An 18,127-nucleotide genomic window follows, 5' to 3' on the forward strand; every position below is an offset into this window, starting at 1 on the left:
TAAATGTTTTTTAATAATTAATTTTTAGTTGAACTTTAAAATTTCTTCCTAAGTCGTCAGCAAAATATCGTAATCTATTTAAATAATTTCGATAAGATTTGTTTAAAATATTGTCTACATATAAATTAATGTTAACTTTTGTTTTATTTAATTTAAAATCAAATCCTGAAGAAAAGTTTAATAAATGATATGCTGCTGGAGGTGTGCTAATATCAACAAGTACATTTTGATTTAATGTAGGAATAAAGGCATTAAAGTTATTATTAGGATACTTGTTTTGTTTTGCGTTGTATTCGCTTTCGATAGAAGCATAAAAATTTTGCCAGTTTTCTTTTTTAAAAGCTAGCGAAGTTACTGTTTTAAAAGGAGGAATGTCTATTAACGGTCTGTCGTTAGATACATCAGTACCTCTTAAAAATGAACTTTTGTTTGTTAACACAAAATTATTATTAATGTTGTATTGAGTGCTGGCATCAATACCAAATAACTGTGCGTTAACTTGTTTATAAGACCAAACAGGAAAAGTACCTCTATTAGTAGTTTCTTGCCCACTTGGTTCTATGTAAATAAAATCTTTAATATGATTGTAAAAAGCTTCTAAATTTAGGTTAACCTTTTTATTAGTGTACTTGTAAGAGGCAGATAACCTATTAGAAGTTTCTGTTTTAATGCGTAAATCTCCTAATTCTATTCTAGCAGCAGAGTGGTGTAATCCATCGCTAAATAGTTCTGATGGATTTGGAGCTCTGTTTGCTAAACCATAGTTAAATATAAAAGAATTACGATCATTTGCATTATAGGTAATACCTGCAGAAGCTGATATATTATGATAAGTAAATGTTGGATTTGTTAGTAGTTGAGAACCAGATACATTTGGGTTGATTACTATATTACCAAAATCATTTTGATAATTTAAATTATCCCATCTAGATTGTTGATAGAATTTTTTAGCATCAATATGGTTAAAATCATATCTAACACCTGTTGTTATATACAGTTTGTCAAACGTTAAATTAGAAATAACATAGGCTCCAAAAGCATATTTATCATAATCTGGTATTAATCGTCTAACTTTAGTTATTGGATCTGAAAAATTTGATTGATACAAACCACTTATACCAAATTTATAAATTTGGTCTGTATTTGAATCTAAATACAAATCAGATTTAAAACTATGAGTTTTAAGTTTTAAGTCTACTGCTTGTAAGTTTTTTCTATCACCAATTCGTTTATCAAATTCTAATCTATGATTCACTTGATAATCATATTGCAACGATAGCTTACCAAAAGCTTTAAAACGTTTATAAAATTTAGTTTTAAAAATTTGATGAGTTACTTCTTGTCTTGGATTATTAATAGTATAGCTAAAATCATCAATAATAAGTGGTTGTCTACTATTTATTGCATTTACTAAATCGGTAATATTACCAAAATGAGAAGCACTTAAGATACCAACTTGATTATCTAAGTAACTATAAAATAAATCAAAACCTTTTTCAAATTTATGAAAACCAGTATTAACAGTTAATGCTTTTGAGTTAATACCTGTATTAGTAAGTTTATAGTTTGCAGCATCAAAATCACCCGATCTTTTATATGATGCTTGTCCGTTTACATACCAACCTGTTTCGTAGTTTTTATTTACATTGGTTGCTACCGAAAACAAACGACCATTGGTTTGTTGTGATACAATTGTTTTTCCAAATAAAGTGTCTTTAAGAATATTATTTTTTGGATTAAGTATAACTACACCACCAATAGCGTCACCTCCGTATTGTAAAGCATTTGCTCCTTTAATTACAGAAATTGAGTTAGCAGCATTAATATCAATATTCGGAGCATGCTCTACACCCCATTCTTGATCTTGTAATCTAACATCGTTAAAAGACACCAAAACTCTACTACCATGTAATCCATTAATTACAGGTTTAACTATGCTATTCCCTGTATTAATAGATGAGACACCAGAAATATTTTTAAGGGCATCTCCTAAAGTAGCGTCACTATTTTTTTCTAAAACATTTGATTTTAACACTGTTTCTTGTGCTGTTTTAGTTTTTAAGCCCGTAATACCTTTTATATTTACTTCATTTAGTTCTTCTTCATGATGTTCTAAGTCAATAACTAAATAAGTGTTTTTAGAAATGTTACGTTCAATAGTTTGTGACTCACAAGCTACATGTGATACTTCAACTATAATTTTACCAGAACATACATTTTTAATTGTAAACTTTCCTTCAATATTAGTAACAGCATATTTATTTTGATTTTTAATGTATACCGTAGCTCCTACAATAGGAGATTTATCGTGAAAGTCTTCAACTAAACCAGAAAATGTATATTCACATTTTTGACCATATGCTGTTGAAAAAAATACAAGCATAAGCATCAAAATGATACAATTTGATTTCATGTAAAGATTTTATATTATTATTTAAGTTTTAATTTTTATAAAACTTAAAAAGGAGGTGCTCTAGAGAGTTTTTTTATAATATAGAAAGAAGATGTAATTTCACCTAGAAAAGATGTTAATTTAAAAAAAGTTCTAGGAATTACATCAAAAATAGGAAGTATTTCTTCAGAAAATACTTGAAACTGATAATGAAGAGTAGAACAATCTATTTCTCCTTTATGAAAATGTTTATCATTTTTAGATATACATATAGTATGTTCGTGTTTTTCAAAAGCATGAACTAATTGTATAACTGAAGGTATAAGTAATACAATTATACTTAGGGAAACTATATGTTTTTTAAATATTAACATTAGTGCAAATGTATAAAAAACCCTGTTTGTTTTTGTACAAACAGGGTTTTTAACTTTTTTTTATTTTTTTGAGTTACCTCGCATTTTCATATTAAGCATTTCAACTAATAAAGAAAATGTTATTGCAAAATATAAATATCCTTTTGGAATTGCACCTACAGATTGCCCAAAAACAATCATGTTAGATAAGTGTGCTCCTTCAGTGATTAACATAAACCCAATTAAAATTAAAAAAGACAAGGCTAGCATTTGAATAGTAGGGTGCTTGTTTACAAAATTACTTATAGGAGTAGCGAATATTAGCATGATTAATATTGAGACAATTACGGCAATAATCATAATTATTAGCGCTCCTTGAATACCGTTGGTCATACCCACAGCAGTTAAAACTGAGTCAAAAGAAAAAACAATATCAATTAGCACTATTTGAGTAATAACATTTAGTAATGTTTTCTTCTTTTTAGAGGTGTTTGTAGCATCTTCATCTCCTTTTCCTTCCACTTTATGGTGAATCTCGCTAGTACTTTTGTATAAGAGAAATACACCTCCTGCAAATAAAATTAAACTTTGCCCTGTAACACCTACCTTTAACCAAGATAAGTCAATATTCCAAATAGGGTCTTTCATACTTATTAGATAAGAAACTCCTAATAAAAGAAGAATTCTAAAAATCATCGCTAAAAGGAGGCCTATTCTAGCAGCTTTTTTTTGTTGATTTTCAGGGAGTTTGTTGGAGGCGATAGAGATAAATATAATGTTATCAATCCCTAGTACTACTTCTAAAAAAGTAAGAGTTAGTAAAGCTATCCAAGTATCTGCTTGTAAGAAAATTTCCATAGTTTATTGCACTTTATATACAGTTCCTTTTTGTTTAAAGTTAGAGTAGCCAATACGAGCTGTAAAATTATAAGAGCTATCGGTTACTTTAGTTATTTGAACAAATATAGGATCTTTATCTAAATCAGTTTTAGGATTTTTCATTCGCAAAGTGTATGCAAAATTATTTTTCCATTTGATGTAGAGTGTATCTATGTGTTTTATCTCCTTTTCGGTAACCAAACTATCTGTAGAAATACTTACTTTTTTGGTGTACTCTTCAATTTGCAAACTATCTTTTCTTACAATAGTTGTTTTTCCATAATTGTCACCAGCAGGAATTTCAAAGGTTCCATGAACAAAACGTGTTGGATTTCCTTTTTTCTTTGGAGAACATGATGTTACTATTAACATGTAAGAAAACAGAAATGCTTTAAATAGGAATAAAAAGTTAGCTTTTTTCACTTTCTGGATTATTTAGTTTTTGATAAATTATTTTATAAATTTCTTCTACAGATTGATTACCATCTACCTCAATAGTTGTTACTCCTTTTTCTTTGACGAAATTAATAGCCTGTGTAGTAAGATTAACAAATTCATCAATTCTAGTTAAAACTGTGTTCTGATCTGCATCATCTTTTCTGTCCTCTTCAATAGCTCTTATTTTAGCTCTTTCCAACAAAACATCTTTAGGAACTTTTAAATAAATAACTAAATCTATAGCATTTTTATCCTTTTCTAAAAAATTGATTAAATGTTTAGCTTGTTCAATATTTCTAGGGTAGCCATCAAAAAGAAAATTGTTTTTATCATTTTGATTGGTGTAAAATTTCTCTACTATTTCCATAACTAAATCGTCTGGAGCAAGTAGACCTTTACTACTGTATTCTTCAGCTTCTAAGCCTAAAACACTTTTTTTAGCTTTTTCTTTTCTTAACACATTCCCGGTAGAAAGATGTGTTAAGTTAAAATCATTTATTATTTTTTTAGATTGGGTTCCTTTACCAGCTAAAGGAGGCCCAAAAATTATAATATTCATAGGTTATATACCTGTGTAATTAGATGGTGTAATTTGTTTTAATTCATTCTTAATCGCATCAGAAACCTCTAAAGTATCAATGAAGTTAGCGATAGAATCTTTGTTTATTTTTTCGTTCGTACGAGTTAATCCTTTTAAAGCTTCGTATGGATTAGGATAGGCTTCACGACGTAAAATAGTTTGAATAGCCTCAGCAACTACTGCCCAGTTATTTTCTAAATCTTCTGCAAACTTAGCCTCGTTTAATAATAACTTGTTCAATCCTTTTAACGTAGAAGCAAAACCGATTAACGTATGCCCAAAAGGAACTCCAACGTTACGTAATACCGTACTATCAGTTAAATCACGTTGTAATCTTGAAACGGGTAACTTAGCAGATAAATGCTCAAAAATAGCGTTTGCAATTCCTAAATTTCCTTCTGAGTTTTCAAAATCAATAGGATTTACTTTGTGTGGCATTGCAGATGAACCTACTTCACCTTTTTTAATTTTTTGTTTGAAGTAGTCGTTAGAAACGTAGGTCCAAACATCTCGATCTAAATCAATTAAAATCGTATTTACACGTTTCAATCCGTCGTATAAAGCTGCCATGTGGTCGTAGTGTTCAATTTGCGTAGTAGGGAAGGAGTGGTGCAATCCTAAAACCTCCTCAACGAAATGAGTTCCGAAGTTTTTCCAGTCGATATCTGGATAGGCTACTTTGTGTGCATTGTAATTACCTGTAGCTCCACCAAACTTCGCAGCATGTGGTGTATGTTGTATGTGAATAACCTGATTGTTAATACGCTCTACAAACACAAAAAACTCTTTTCCTAAACGGGTAGGAGAGGCTGGTTGCCCGTGAGTTCTTGCTAACATTGATACGTTTTCCCATTCTTCAGATAAATCAGCTAATTTGCAAACTAAGGTATCTAAAGTTGGATAGTATACTTCATCCATTGCATCTTTAATAGATAAAGGAATAGCGGTATTGTTAATATCTTGAGACGTTAATCCGAAGTGGATAAACTCTTTATATTTCTGTAAGTTTAAGGCGTCAAACTTTTCCTTAATAAAGTACTCAACAGCTTTTACATCGTGATTGGTAACGCTTTCAATTTCTTTGATTTTTATCGCATCTTCTGCAGAAAAATCTTCATAAATTTTACGTAAATCAGCGTATAACTCTTTATTGAAATCGGCTAACTGAGGTAATGGAATTTCACATAAAGCAATGAAATATTCAATTTCTACTTTTACACGATATTTTATTAAAGCTTCTTCTGAAAAAAAGTTCGCTAAGCTTGCTACTTTGTTACGGTATCTACCATCAATAGGAGAGATGGCGTTTAATTCTGTTAAGTTCATGTTTTGTTGTTGTGTTGAAAGGCACAAAAATAGAAAATACTTCCCTTTTTTTAGAGTTTAATTAAAGGAATTTTAGTACTTAAAGTTGAGTTTCTTTTATTGCTTGGACTTTAAAACTTTTGGAATCAAATTTATTGTCTTTCATATCCATAAATCTATTGTTTTTTTATAATTAACAACACACTTTATTGAATAGTTTCTAAAGAGCGTAGAGAACTCTATGATAGAATAGTAGCTATAGGTAAGGGTAAAAAACTAGCTTTAATAGCGCTGTGTAATAAGTTAACTTGTTTTTTACCTCAGTTCTTTGTTACCTGCAGGCTGTTGTTTTAATCAATTCACTTAATAATTTATATTCATCACTGTCAAGTAAATTTATCTCCTTTGATGTTGCACTTTTTATAATTACATCTGCCATTCCAATTGTTTCTATCATTGGAATAATTTTCGAACTGTAATTATTATAAAATCTAACAATATCTGCTTTACAACAAGGAATTTTATAACCATTTTGTGAGCTAGTTATTAATATTTTGTTCTGTCTTAATTTTCCTGTTATTTCTTTACTAAAGATTCGTTTAGTAATGCTATTGTCTCTAATATTTATTCTATTAATTATTTCATCTGAATAAATATATTCGAAAGGATTCTTTTTAAATCTGTAAATTAAATACTTAAGTCAAGTTAATTGGTTTTTTATTTCAGTGTTTGTAGTGTCTTCATTTTCACTTAAAAATTGAATTATTCTTGAAAATATAAAAACAACTAATTTTTTATTATATTTTTCTTCTTCTTTTTTAATTTCTTTATAAAATTTAGGCGGTGTTTCAGGCCATTCTCTTAAATGAAGAATATGTTTGTCTAGAATATTTAATATTTCAGGACTCTGTGAATTAATTTTATCAGGTTCATAACATTTTGCAATACTTCCAGCTACGAAATCAGCTAGTTGGATTAAAGGCTCATCTTTACTGTCACAAAACCTAAATTCAGGATTCCTGAAAAATTCAGTTTGACGATGATTTTCTTTAACATACTTTATAAAACCATTCATAAATTTTTCACTACCATGCTGGTCAGATATCAATTCAAGATGTGGGTAATAGTCGTATAATTCTTTGTCTAATAGGTTATTTGTGTATTTGTAAAAGCTATCTCTAAATTGTAATCCACTGTCTTCGTAAATTTTCCTTTTATCAACGATGACACTATAAATTCTAAAATTTAGTTTTATAATTTCTTTTAAAAATTTAATTCTTTTATCTCCTTTTTGAAAAGCTTTTGCATTTGATTTAATTTCAGGTGCTTGAGTGAAATCTTTGTGGATTTTCAAAAATTGATTTCTTACATTGTCAACTAATGATTCATCTATTATGATTGCACTAACAATAAAAAAAGTAGAAACTCCTTCTTTTTCAAAATGAATGCTTTTATCTCCGGATTCATCAATATATCCTATTTTCTTTTTCGTCGTTGTTAGAAGCTTGCAGGTAACGGTCTTGTGTATGGAACGTAGCGTGTAAAAAGACACTAACTTTTCGTTTAAACACAGAGCCGAATTTTTATATTTTGTTTTTAATTCTCTCTTTTTAAAAAGCCAAATGAAAAATTTGGCGGACTTTTATAAATATACATAAACCTTTCGGTTAAACACTTATTAGCTATGTTTTATACACCGTGTTGACAACAGTAATTTTTTCATTTTCTTTTTTTCAAGTGTCCAAAATAATTAATTCTTTTATTTACGTTATTTTTTTCGAAATCAGGATCGTCAAAATTTTGTTCAAGACCTTTATCAACTAATTCTTTATGTAGTTTTTGATTATACTTGTCAATTTTTTCATTTTCTCTTTCAGTTTTTTCTACGTCAGAATATACAGTTCTCCCAAATTGACCTTTATAGTTTTTCATATCTATAATTTCTCCATTTGATTTAATTAATTTATGCCAAGATTCATAATCACTTGAAGATAAAAACTCTAAAAAAGGTTCGTTAGACTCATTTAGCTTAAAGATAAACCTTGAAGAATATCCACTTCTCATTCCGTCAGTCCAGAATTCAATTTCGGTTATTTTATCAAAGTCTATTTTATTAGGAAGAGATATTTTTCCATAATTAGCTTTTTTGAAAGCTTTTTGAAAAATTTTCAACTGTTCTTCTGAGATTGTCATTTTTTATTGTTGCCAACTTATTATATACCAAACTTTAGTTGTTTTATCCCGTTAAAAACATAGGATATCATAAAGTTTATGATTTTTTTATACACTGTCAAATATATTAAAACCAATACTTTATTAAAAGTAAAGTTATTAACGAGTTATTGTTGTTTATTAATTATAAAAATCGGGTTATTCTTACAATTCTTGCGAGCCTAATACAGAGTATTTATAAACTCTTAAGGAAACCCATAATCGTAACTATTTAGATACTAAAAGTAGTTTTAGTTGTTGTTAACAATCTCTGATATCTTGATTTAGAAAATCAAAAACCAAGTTGACACACTTTATTGAATACTACCCAACGAAACTATCAGCGAACTTCGCTGGCCTTTTCTCAACGCAACAAAGCTATCAGCGAGCTTCGCTGAACTTTCCTCAACACAACGAAACCATCAGCGAGTTTCGTTGATCTTTCTTTACAGATGTATAAGTACACTAAAGCGTTTAGAGAATTATGTAAACGAATTGTGGCTAAATGTAAGAGTAAAAAGCGGTTTACCTCATTATGCGAATTATAAAAGTGTTTTTGGTATAAAGTTTTAAAAAAATTACTTGTTTTTACCTCAGCTCTCAGTAGTGTAAAAGTATTTTATGTTCCAGATTGTATTAAATAAGGCAGAGCTTTTAATCATTACCTTTTAAGCATTAGATATGTGTTTTTACTAAAGATAAAAAAGGCAGATTACCATTGTTAGTGTCAAATATTACCTATTTAAATCAAAGTTTCTTACTCTCTGAGGTTGTTTTGAAAATCTAATAGGTAAGTTGTCAAAATAAAGGAAACCTTTTCAAGGTATATGCAGAATCGACTGATTTAAGTTTTTTTCTCTTCTAACGTAAGTTTTTAGACTTTTATATCTAACTTTTAATTTTTTATAAAAAAATTGTAATGAAGAAACTAAAGTAACGACTAAGCCGCTTTAACTTAAATGAATCATTATGAAAAAAAGAATAACACTTGTTATTTTACTATTACAAACAATAATTTTTGTAGCTCAAGAGAAAGACTTTACGTCTTCGATAGAAAAAGCGCATCATAAAAAAGCTTTTATGAATCAAAAGTATTTAAAGTATGATATAGACATAACTTTTGGTGGAAAAAATCGCTTAACAGGAACAATAACACAAGAACCAGGTGGAGGTAAAATAAAGATAGAGAAAAATAATGGAGAAATAATACTTTTTGACGGAAAAGAAGTGTATTCAGTTGGAATAAAAGAGAAAGATTTAGCAGCAGCAAGGTTTGATATTTTTACATGGTCATATTTTTTAGGGTTACCTTATAAACTAAACGACGATGGAACTATTTGGTCTAATTTTGAAGAAAATAAATGGGGAACTAAAAACTTTGATACAGGTAAACTAACCTTTGCTTCTGGAACAGGTGATGCACCAGACGACTGGTATGTAATTTATAAAAATCCTAGTACAAACTTTTTAGAAGGAGCGGCGTATATTGTTACTTTTGGTAAAGGAAAGGAAAAAGCAGAAAAAGAACCGCATGCTATTAAGTATAACAATATCGAATTAGTTAATTCAATTCCTTTTGCAACTAATTGGACTTTTCATATGTGGTCATTAAAAAACGGATATGAAGAAGAGATAGGAGAGGTTAAGTTATCAAACATAAAGTTTATTGAAGAAGCAGAATTTGTTATACCTACAAAGGCTAAATTAGTTAAACCTTTATAAAGGTTTAAATTTATAATGAAGTAAAAAGCTGTTATTTTAAAAATAACAGCTTTTTTATTTCTCTACATTTCTTCACTACAAGTGTACTCTTGTGTACAAGCAAAATATTGATGACAATAAATAGGACCTGTAACGCTTCCTGAGCAGTCACATCCACATTTATTAAGATCAATAGCAGCACCACCTGTTAAGTTCTTTTGTTGGTTCTTTGAAAGAACGGTAACTCCTGAAATGTTTAAAAAATTCTGTTTCATAATGAGGGACTTTTTATGTTATAAATTAATTAATAAAAATTTCTTAAATATATAGTTTTGAAATCTTTGAACAAAATATAAATATATTTTTTTTTGAACTTTATACTATGGTTTTCTTTGAGAAGTTATGTTGCAATGTCATTATGACACATTTCTTTTATTGGCAATATTATTGTTAATCAAAAAGTGTTAAATACATGAAACGATTTACAATGAGTAAAGATCAATATACAAAAGAAGACGAAATTAACGACGCTATTAAAAATGGCGACTTAGGAGAGAATCAAGAAGAAACTCAAGAAAATAAAGAGGTTGAAGCTAAAGAAGAGCCAACGGCAGAAGAATTAATTCAAGCAGAGAAAGATAAATATTTGCGTTTATTTGCAGAGTTTGAAAACTATAAAAAACGTACTTCAAAAGAACGTATTGAACTTTTTAAAACTGCAAGTCAAGAATTAATGACAGCTTTACTGCCAATTATGGATGATTTTGATAGAGGTTTGGCAGAAATTAAAAAAACAGAAGACTCTGAGTTATTAAAAGGTATGGAACTTATTAATAATAAGTTTAAAAACACCTTAACTCAAAAAGGGTTAACTGAAATAGAAGTAAAACCAGGAGATGATTTTGATGCAGAAGTTCATGATGCAATAACACAAATACCAGCACCTTCAGATGAATTAAAAGGAAAAATTATAGATTGTGTGGAGAAAGGATATAAGCTAGGAGATAAAATTATTCGTCACCCTAAAGTAGTAATGGGGCAAGCGTAAAACAATCATCATTAATACAACTATTGGTCACTAACGATACTTACTTACTAATAGTTGAACATTGAAAGTTATGGCAAAACAAGATTATTACGAAATATTAGGATTATCAAAATCAGCATCAAAAGCTGAAATTAAAAAGGCATATCGTAAGATGGCTATTAAATACCATCCAGATAAAAACCCTGATGATAAAGAAGCTGAAGAAAAATTCAAACTAGCCGCAGAAGCTTATGAGGTGTTAAGTGACGACAACAAAAAAGCTCGTTACGATCAGTACGGTCATGCTGCTTTTGAAGGAGGTCATGGAGGCTTCGGTGGTGGAGGTATGAATATGGATGATATATTTAGCCAATTTGGAGATATTTTCGGAGGAGCATTCGGAGGAGGTTTCGGTGGTTTTGGTGGTGGAGGTCACCGTCAAGCACGAGTTAAAGGTAGTAACTTACGTATCCGTGTAAAGTTAACACTAGAAGAAATTGCCAAAGGTGTAGAAAAGAAGGTAAAAGTTCGTAGGAAAGTTCAAGCAGACGGAGTAACCTATAAAACATGTTCAACATGTAATGGTAGCGGACAACAAATGCGTGTTACCAATACTATTTTAGGCAGAATGCAAACAGCTACTACTTGTAGTACCTGTCATGGAGCAGGAGAGATGCTAGACAAAAAACCAAGTGGAGCAGATGCACAAGGAATGGTAGTAAAAGAAGAAACCGTTTCTATCAATATTCCAGAGGGTGTTACAGAAGGTGTACAATTAAAAGTAGGAGGTAAAGGAAATGAAGCTCCAGGTAAAAACTCAATTCCAGGAGATTTATTAGTGTTAATTGAAGAAGTACCACACGAAAATTTAAAGCGTGAAGGTAGTAATATTCACTACGATTTATATATTAATTTTTCAGAAGCAGTTTTAGGAGTATCAAAAGAAATAGAAACTGTTACAGGAAAAGTAAAGATTAAGATAGAACCAGGAACGCAATCAGGTAAGATTTTACGTTTAAAAGGAAAAGGATTACCAAGTATTGAGCGTTATGGTAATGGAGATTTCTTAATTCATATAAATGTATGGACTCCACAAGAACTAACGAAAGATCAACGTAAGTTTTTTGAGGAAATGCAAGAAGATGAGAACTTTAGCCCAAACCCTCAGAAATCAGACAAATCTTTCTTTGAAAAGGTTAAAGACATGTTTTCTTAAAAAAATCATAAAAAAGATAATTTTTTTAAATAAAATTTTTTTTAAACGAAAAACAGTTATATATTTGCAGTGTCTAGGAGACGTTCTAGACACTTTTTCTTTTTCATAGCAATTTTCCCACTCAATTCTTTTGAGTGGGTTTTTTTATGAATAGAGGTGTGAACTTTTATTTGATAATAACAATATAATAGCAGACCTATCTTATCGACTTATATGAATATAAGTAGGAAAGTCTGGACACCATAGAGTAGCATAGCGGATAACATCCGTCCGGTGTAAACCGAGGACAAGTGCAACAGAAAGAATGTACAGGTAATGCTGTAGTGAAACCAGGTAAACTCTATGCGGTGCAATGCCATGTACATTAGAGCTTGAGCGCTACTCGCGCGATTCTAAGGGGTAGGCAGATTGATTCTGAGAGTAATTTCAGAACTAGATAAATGATAAGAACCTTATTTTTTAAGGGACAGAATCCAGCTTATGGGTCTGCTTTTTTTCCTATTTAGAATCATTATAGCATTTTTTTTAATACACTTAAAAATAGTGAATTATCAATTTGATAATTATTACGTGTTTTTATACTTGTTTTTTTGATATATTTTTAAAAATAGGTCTTTCTAATTAAATTAATTTGCTTTTTTGACTGTTTTGTTGTTTATTTTTAAAATTGAGGTTAAAATATTACTTTTGCTAAGCAAAAATTAACAGGATAAAGCTGTAAAAGAACGGTTTTAATACGTAATAACTTTTACTATTTCCTTCTAAATATTTAAAAACAAAACTTTTTATGAACACATACTCAGATTACCTAAAGGAGATTGAAGTAAGAAAAGGTCAAGGTCTTCACCCTAAACCTATCGATGGAAGTGAATTGTTAACTGAAATCATCTCACAAATTAAAGATGTAAACAATCCTCACAGAAAAGACTCTCTTAATTTCTTTATCTATAATGTTTTACCGGGTACAACAAGTGCTGCAGGCGTAAAAGCAAACTTTTTAAAAGAAATTATTCTAGGTGAATCTGTAGTAGAAGAGATAACTCCTGCTTTTGCTTTTGAACAATTAGGACACATGAAAGGTGGTCCATCTGTTGAAGTGTTATTAGATTTAGCACTTGGAAATAATGCTGATATTGCCGTTGAAGCAGCGAAAGTATTAAAAACTCAAGTTTTCTTATATGAAGCAGATACAGAAAGATTAGAAAAAGCATATAAAGATGGCAATGTAATAGCTAAAGAATTAATAGAAAGTTATGCTAAGGCAGAATTCTTTACTAAGTTACCAGAAGTAGAAGAAGAAATAAAAGTAGTAACTTTTGTTGCAGGTGTAGGTGATATTTCTACCGATTTATTATCTCCTGGAGCAGACGCTCACTCTAGATCTGATCGTGAGTTACACGGACAATCTATTTTTGAGCATGATAAAGAAATGCAACAGCAATTATTAGCATTAAAAGAACAACACCCAGATAAGCGTGTAATGTTAATTGCAGAGAAAGGAACTATGGGAGTTGGATCTTCTCGTATGTCTGGAGTAAATAATGTGGCATTATGGACAGGTGTTCCTTCTTCTCCATACGTACCATTTATCAATATTGCGCCAGTAATTGCCGGTACTAATGGTATAGCACCTATTTTCTTAACCACAGTTGGAGTAACTGGAGGAATTGGAATCGATTTAAAAAACTGGGTAAAACAAAAAGATGAAAACGGTAATACAGTTGTAGATAAAGATGGAGAACCAATTTTAAAAGAGATGTATTCTGTTAAAACTGGAACTGTTTTAACAATCAATACAAAAGAGAAAAAATTATATAACGGAGATCAAGAGTTAAAAGATATTTCTACTGCTTTAACTCCTCAAAAGATGGAGTTTATTAAGGCTGGAGGATCTTATGCTGTAGTTTTCGGTAAAAAATTACAAACTTTTGCCTGTAAAGCTTTAGGTATTGATATTCCTCAAGTATATGCAGCATCAAAAGAAATCTCTATTGAAAACCAAGGTTTAACAGCTGTTGAGAAAATTTTCAATAAAAATGCTGTTGGAACTACACCAGGTAAGACATTACATGCAGGTTCTAACGTTCGTGTAGAAGTAAACATTGTAGGGTCTCAAGATACTACAGGTTTAATGACGTCTCAAGAATTAGAGATGATGGCAGCTACGGTAATTTCACCAATTGTAGATGCTGGTTACCAATCGGGGTGTCACACAGCTTCTGTTTGGGATGATAAGTCAAAAGCGAATATTCCTCGTTTAATGAAATTTATGAACGACTTCGGTTTAATTACTGGGCGTGATCCAAAAGGTCAATATCATGCAATGACAGATGTAATTCATAAAGTATTAAATGATATTACTGTTGATGATTGGGATATTATTATTGGTGGAGATTCTCACACTCGTATGTCTAAAGGAGTTGCTTTTGGTGCCGATTCAGGTACAGTAGCATTGGCTTTAGCAACAGGAGAGGCAACTATGCCAATTCCAGAGTCAGTTAAAGTAACCTTCAAAGGAAATATGAGAAGCTTCATGGATTTCCGTGACGTGGTACACGCTACGCAACAACAAATGTTAAAGCAATTTGATGGCGAAAACGTATTCCAAGGGCGTGTTATTGAGGTACACATTGGTACCTTAACTTCAGATCAAGCCTTTACATTTACAGACTGGACTGCTGAGATGAAGGCAAAAGCTTCTATCTGTATTTCAGAAGAAGAAACGTTAATTGAATCTTTAGAAATTGCAAGAGATCGTATCCAAATCATGATTGATAAAGGTATGGATAACGAAAAGCAAATGTTACAAGGTTTAGTTGATAAAGCCAATAACAGAATTCAAGAGCTTAAAACTGGTACAAAACCAGCTTTAAAACCAGATGCTGATGCGAATTATTACGCAGAAGTAGTTATTGATTTAGATGAAATTGCTGAACCAATGATTGCAGACCCTGATGTAAATAATGAAGATGTTTCTAAACGTTACACACATGATACTATTCGTCCATTATCTTTTTATGGAGGAACTAAAAAAGTAGATTTAGGTTTCGTAGGATCTTGTATGGTACACAAAGGAGATATGAAAATTTTAGCTCAAATGTTAAAAAATATTGAATCTCAACAAGGAGAAGTAAAATTTAACGCTCCGTTAGTAGTAGCACCTCCAACCTATAACATTGTTGATGAATTAAAAGCAGAGGGTGATTGGGAAGTGTTACAGAAGTACTCAGGTTTTGAATTTGATGATAATGCTCCAAAAGGGTTAGCACGTACAAAGTATGAAAACATGCTATATTTAGAGCGCCCAGGTTGTAACTTATGTATGGGTAACCAAGAAAAAGCAGAACCAGGAGATACGGTAATGGCAACATCTACACGTTTATTCCAAGGAAGAGTTGTAAAAGATTCAGGAGAGAAAAAAGGAGAATCACTATTATCTTCAACACCAGTTGTTGTTTTGTCTACTATCTTAGGAAGAACTCCAACTATGGAAGAGTACGAAAAAGCAGTTGATGGTATTGTTTTAACTAAGTTTAAGCCATCTCAAAAGCAGTTAGTAGTATAATTTATTTATTAAATAAAGTAACTAAAAGCTCAAGTATAATACTTGAGCTTTTTTTATACTGTTAACTACATATAAAATTAGAAAATCTATTATAGATAATAACTATTTAAACTCATTATAATTATATAGTAGCTTCATTTCTATACTATTTTTTTTTGGTAAATTCGTAGGATAACAAAAATTAATAAATATGGCTTTTGATATAGAAATGATAAAAGAGGTATACAGTAAAGTAGTAGAACGAGTAGATACTGCAAGAAAAATTACTGGAAAACCCTTAACATTAGCAGAGAAAATTTTATACACACATCTTTGGGATGGAACACCAACGAAAGCTTTCGAAAGAGGAAAGGATTATGTTGATTTTGCTCCAGATCGTATCGCTTGTCAAGATGCAACAGCACAAATGGCATTGTTACAGTTTATGCAAGCAGGAAAAGATAAAGTAGCTGTACCAACAACGGTGCATTGCGATCATTTAATTCAGGCAAAAGTAGGTGCTTCAACAGATTTGCAAACAGCATTAAATAACTCAAATGAAGTTTTTAATTTTTTAGAGTCAGTTTCTAATAAATATGGAATTGGTTTCTGGAAACCAGGAGCGGGAATTATTCACCAAGTAGTCTTGGAAAACTACGCTTTTCCGGGAGGAATGATGATTGGAACGGATTCTCACACAGTAAATGCTGGAGGTTTAGGAATGGTAGCCATTGGTGTTGGAGGTGCAGATGCTGTAGATGTTATGGCAGGAATGCCTTGGGAATTAAAATTTCCTAAGCTGATAGGTGTAAAGTTAACAGGTAAATTATCTGGATGGACAGCACCAAAAGATGTTATTTTAAAAGTTGCAGAAATTTTAACAGTTAAAGGAGGAACAGGTGCTATTGTAGAGTATTTTGGACCTGGTGCAACAGCAATGTCGTGTACAGGAAAAGGAACTATTTGTAATATGGGGGCAGAAATTGGAGCAACAACCTCTACTTTTGGTTACGATGAATCTATGGAGCGTTATTTACGAGCAACAGATAGAAGTGATGTAGCAGATGCAGCAAATGAAATAAAAGAATACTTAACGGCAGATGCTGAAGTATATGCAAACCCTGAACAATATTTTGACCAGGTAATTGAAATTAATCTATCAGAATTAGGCCCATTATTAAACGGACCTTTTACGCCAGATTTATCTACTCCAGTAGGAAAGGAAATGACAGAGAAAGCTCAAGCAAACGATTGGCCATTGCAGGTAGAATGGGGATTGATAGGTTCTTGTACAAACTCTTCTTATGAAGATCTATCGCGTGCGGCTTCTATTGCACAACAAGCAATAGATAAAGGATTGAAAACAAAAGCAGAGTTTGGTATAAACCCAGGGTCTGAGCAAGTACGTTATACTGCTGAAAGAGATGGTATCTTACAAGTTTTTGAAAACTTAGATGCAAAAATATTTACTAACGCGTGCGGACCATGTATTGGTCAGTGGGGACGTTATGAAGACCCGAAGAATGCTCCTAAAAATTCAATAGTACACTCATTTAATAGAAACTTTGCAAAGCGCGCCGATGGTAATCCAAATACACATGCCTTTGTTGCTTCTCCAGAATTAACCGCAGCCATTGCTATTGCAGGTCGTTTAGATTTTAATCCATTAACAGATAAGTTAATTAATGAAGATGGAGAAGAAGTGATGTTAGACGAACCTACAGGTTGGGAATTACCACCAAAAGGATTTGAAGTTGACGATAATGGATATTTAGCTCCAGAAGAAGATGGTAGTGATGTTGAAGTTGTAGTAGATCCAAATTCTGAACGATTAGAATTGTTAACTCCATTTACACCAATTGGAGATGAAATAAAAGGAGCTAAATTATTAATTAAAGCTCACGGTAAATGTACTACAGATCATATTTCTATGGCAGGACCATGGTTACGTTATCGTGGTCATTTAGATAATATTTCCAATAACTGTTTAATAGGGGCTGTAAATGCCTTTAATATGCAAACTAACTTTGTAAAAAGTCAGTTAACAGGTGAATATGATGCAGTACCAAAAACACAAAGAGCGTATAAAGCGAAAGGAATTCCAACTATAGTTGTAGGTGATCATAATTATGGAGAAGGATCTTCTCGTGAGCATGCAGCTATGGAGCCTCGTCATTTAGGTGTAGTAGCAGTTTTAGTAAAGTCTTTTGCTCGTATTCATGAAACAAATCTAAAAAAACAAGGAATGTTAGGGTTAACATTTGACAACGAAAATGACTATGATTTAATTCAAGAAGATGACACGTTCAACTTTTTAGATTTAAACGAATTTGCTCCAGACAAACCATTAACAATAGAAGTTGTTCATGCAGACGGTTCAAAAGATATTATTATTACAAACCATACATATAATAAAGGGCAAATAGAGTGGTTTAAAGAAGGTTCAGCTTTAAACTTAATAAAAAAGCAAAACGCTTAAAA

General features: G+C 31.1%; 15 protein-coding genes and 1 other RNA gene. 6 read left to right on the forward strand and 10 right to left on the reverse strand.

The annotated features are described in order from the left end of the window. Positions 1-10: 10 nt before the first annotated feature. The 9 genes from D6200_RS02615 to D6200_RS02650 all read right to left on the reverse strand — a co-directional run bounded on the left by D6200_RS02615 (position 11) and on the right by D6200_RS02650 (position 8,140). Positions 11-2,413 carry a TonB-dependent receptor gene (locus tag D6200_RS02615; RefSeq protein ID WP_073183525.1) on the reverse strand — a complete coding sequence of 801 codons (2,403 nt, stop codon included), beginning with the start codon at positions 2,411-2,413 and terminating at the stop codon, positions 11-13. A gap of 44 nt (positions 2,414-2,457) precedes the next feature. After that, positions 2,458-2,766 (reverse strand): hypothetical protein, encoded by a 309-nt coding sequence (locus D6200_RS02620; protein WP_073183522.1) that lies wholly within the window; start codon positions 2,764-2,766, stop codon positions 2,458-2,460. A 60-nt stretch (positions 2,767-2,826) separates the two neighbouring features. Beyond that, on the reverse strand, positions 2,827-3,603 hold the full coding sequence (locus D6200_RS02625) for a TerC family protein (RefSeq protein WP_047790579.1): 777 nt from the start codon (positions 3,601-3,603) through the stop codon (positions 2,827-2,829). Positions 3,604-3,606: 3 nt separating this feature from the next. Continuing rightward, positions 3,607-4,047, reverse strand: coding sequence for a hypothetical protein (locus D6200_RS02630; protein ID WP_240627196.1), 441 nt, complete (start codon positions 4,045-4,047; stop codon positions 3,607-3,609). Beyond that, positions 4,034-4,621, reverse strand: coding sequence for an adenylate kinase family protein (locus D6200_RS02635; RefSeq protein ID WP_073183520.1), 588 nt, complete (start codon positions 4,619-4,621; stop codon positions 4,034-4,036). The genes D6200_RS02630 and D6200_RS02635 overlap by 14 nt, the downstream gene beginning before the upstream one ends. A gap of 3 nt (positions 4,622-4,624) precedes the next feature. Beyond that, the gene (gene purB, locus D6200_RS02640; RefSeq protein ID WP_073183518.1) at positions 4,625-5,968 is read right to left on the reverse strand and encodes an adenylosuccinate lyase; all 1,344 of its coding nucleotides are present in this window, start codon (positions 5,966-5,968) and stop codon (positions 4,625-4,627) included. 310 nt (positions 5,969-6,278) lie between these two features. Further along, a complete protein-coding gene (locus tag D6200_RS15485) occupies positions 6,279-6,404 on the reverse strand; it encodes a hypothetical protein (RefSeq protein WP_262509480.1) in 126 nt (41 codons plus the stop codon). A gap of 243 nt (positions 6,405-6,647) precedes the next feature. Beyond that, the gene (locus D6200_RS02645; protein ID WP_047790582.1) at positions 6,648-7,499 is read right to left on the reverse strand and encodes a DUF3800 domain-containing protein; all 852 of its coding nucleotides are present in this window, start codon (positions 7,497-7,499) and stop codon (positions 6,648-6,650) included. A 167-nt stretch (positions 7,500-7,666) separates the two neighbouring features. Further along, positions 7,667-8,140 (reverse strand): hypothetical protein, encoded by a 474-nt coding sequence (locus D6200_RS02650; protein ID WP_073183515.1) that lies wholly within the window; start codon positions 8,138-8,140, stop codon positions 7,667-7,669. 987 nt (positions 8,141-9,127) lie between these two features. Between D6200_RS02650 and D6200_RS02655 the strand changes: the two genes are divergently transcribed. After that, positions 9,128-9,880 (forward strand): DUF6503 family protein, encoded by a 753-nt coding sequence (locus D6200_RS02655; RefSeq protein WP_073183513.1) that lies wholly within the window; start codon positions 9,128-9,130, stop codon positions 9,878-9,880. Positions 9,881-9,942: 62 nt separating this feature from the next. Here the strand turns inward: D6200_RS02655 and D6200_RS02660 are convergent, their stop codons facing one another. After that, positions 9,943-10,134 carry a hypothetical protein gene (locus D6200_RS02660; RefSeq protein WP_047790585.1) on the reverse strand — a complete coding sequence of 64 codons (192 nt, stop codon included), beginning with the start codon at positions 10,132-10,134 and terminating at the stop codon, positions 9,943-9,945. Positions 10,135-10,331: 197 nt separating this feature from the next. On the opposite strand from D6200_RS02660, the gene D6200_RS02665 reads away from it, so the two are divergent. The 5 genes from D6200_RS02665 to D6200_RS02685 all read left to right on the forward strand — a co-directional run bounded on the left by D6200_RS02665 (position 10,332) and on the right by D6200_RS02685 (position 18,125). Continuing rightward, on the forward strand, positions 10,332-10,907 hold the full coding sequence (locus D6200_RS02665; RefSeq protein WP_231128407.1) for a nucleotide exchange factor GrpE: 576 nt from the start codon (positions 10,332-10,334) through the stop codon (positions 10,905-10,907). Positions 10,908-10,977: 70 nt separating this feature from the next. After that, complete coding sequence (dnaJ, locus tag D6200_RS02670; protein ID WP_073183511.1) at positions 10,978-12,102, forward strand: molecular chaperone DnaJ; 1,125 nt, start codon at positions 10,978-10,980, stop codon at positions 12,100-12,102. A 187-nt stretch (positions 12,103-12,289) separates the two neighbouring features. After that, positions 12,290-12,599, forward strand: an RNA gene (gene rnpB / locus D6200_RS02675) — RNase P RNA component class A. 290 nt (positions 12,600-12,889) lie between these two features. After that, positions 12,890-15,667 carry a bifunctional aconitate hydratase 2/2-methylisocitrate dehydratase gene (locus tag D6200_RS02680; RefSeq protein WP_047790588.1) on the forward strand — a complete coding sequence of 926 codons (2,778 nt, stop codon included), beginning with the start codon at positions 12,890-12,892 and terminating at the stop codon, positions 15,665-15,667. Between the two features lie 190 nt (positions 15,668-15,857). Beyond that, the gene (locus D6200_RS02685; protein WP_073183509.1) at positions 15,858-18,125 is read left to right on the forward strand and encodes an aconitate hydratase; all 2,268 of its coding nucleotides are present in this window, start codon (positions 15,858-15,860) and stop codon (positions 18,123-18,125) included. Positions 18,126-18,127 lie beyond the last annotated feature (2 nt).

This window comes from Tenacibaculum mesophilum, from assembly GCF_003867075.1.
GTDB lineage: Bacteria > Bacteroidota > Bacteroidia > Flavobacteriales > Flavobacteriaceae > Polaribacter > Polaribacter mesophilus.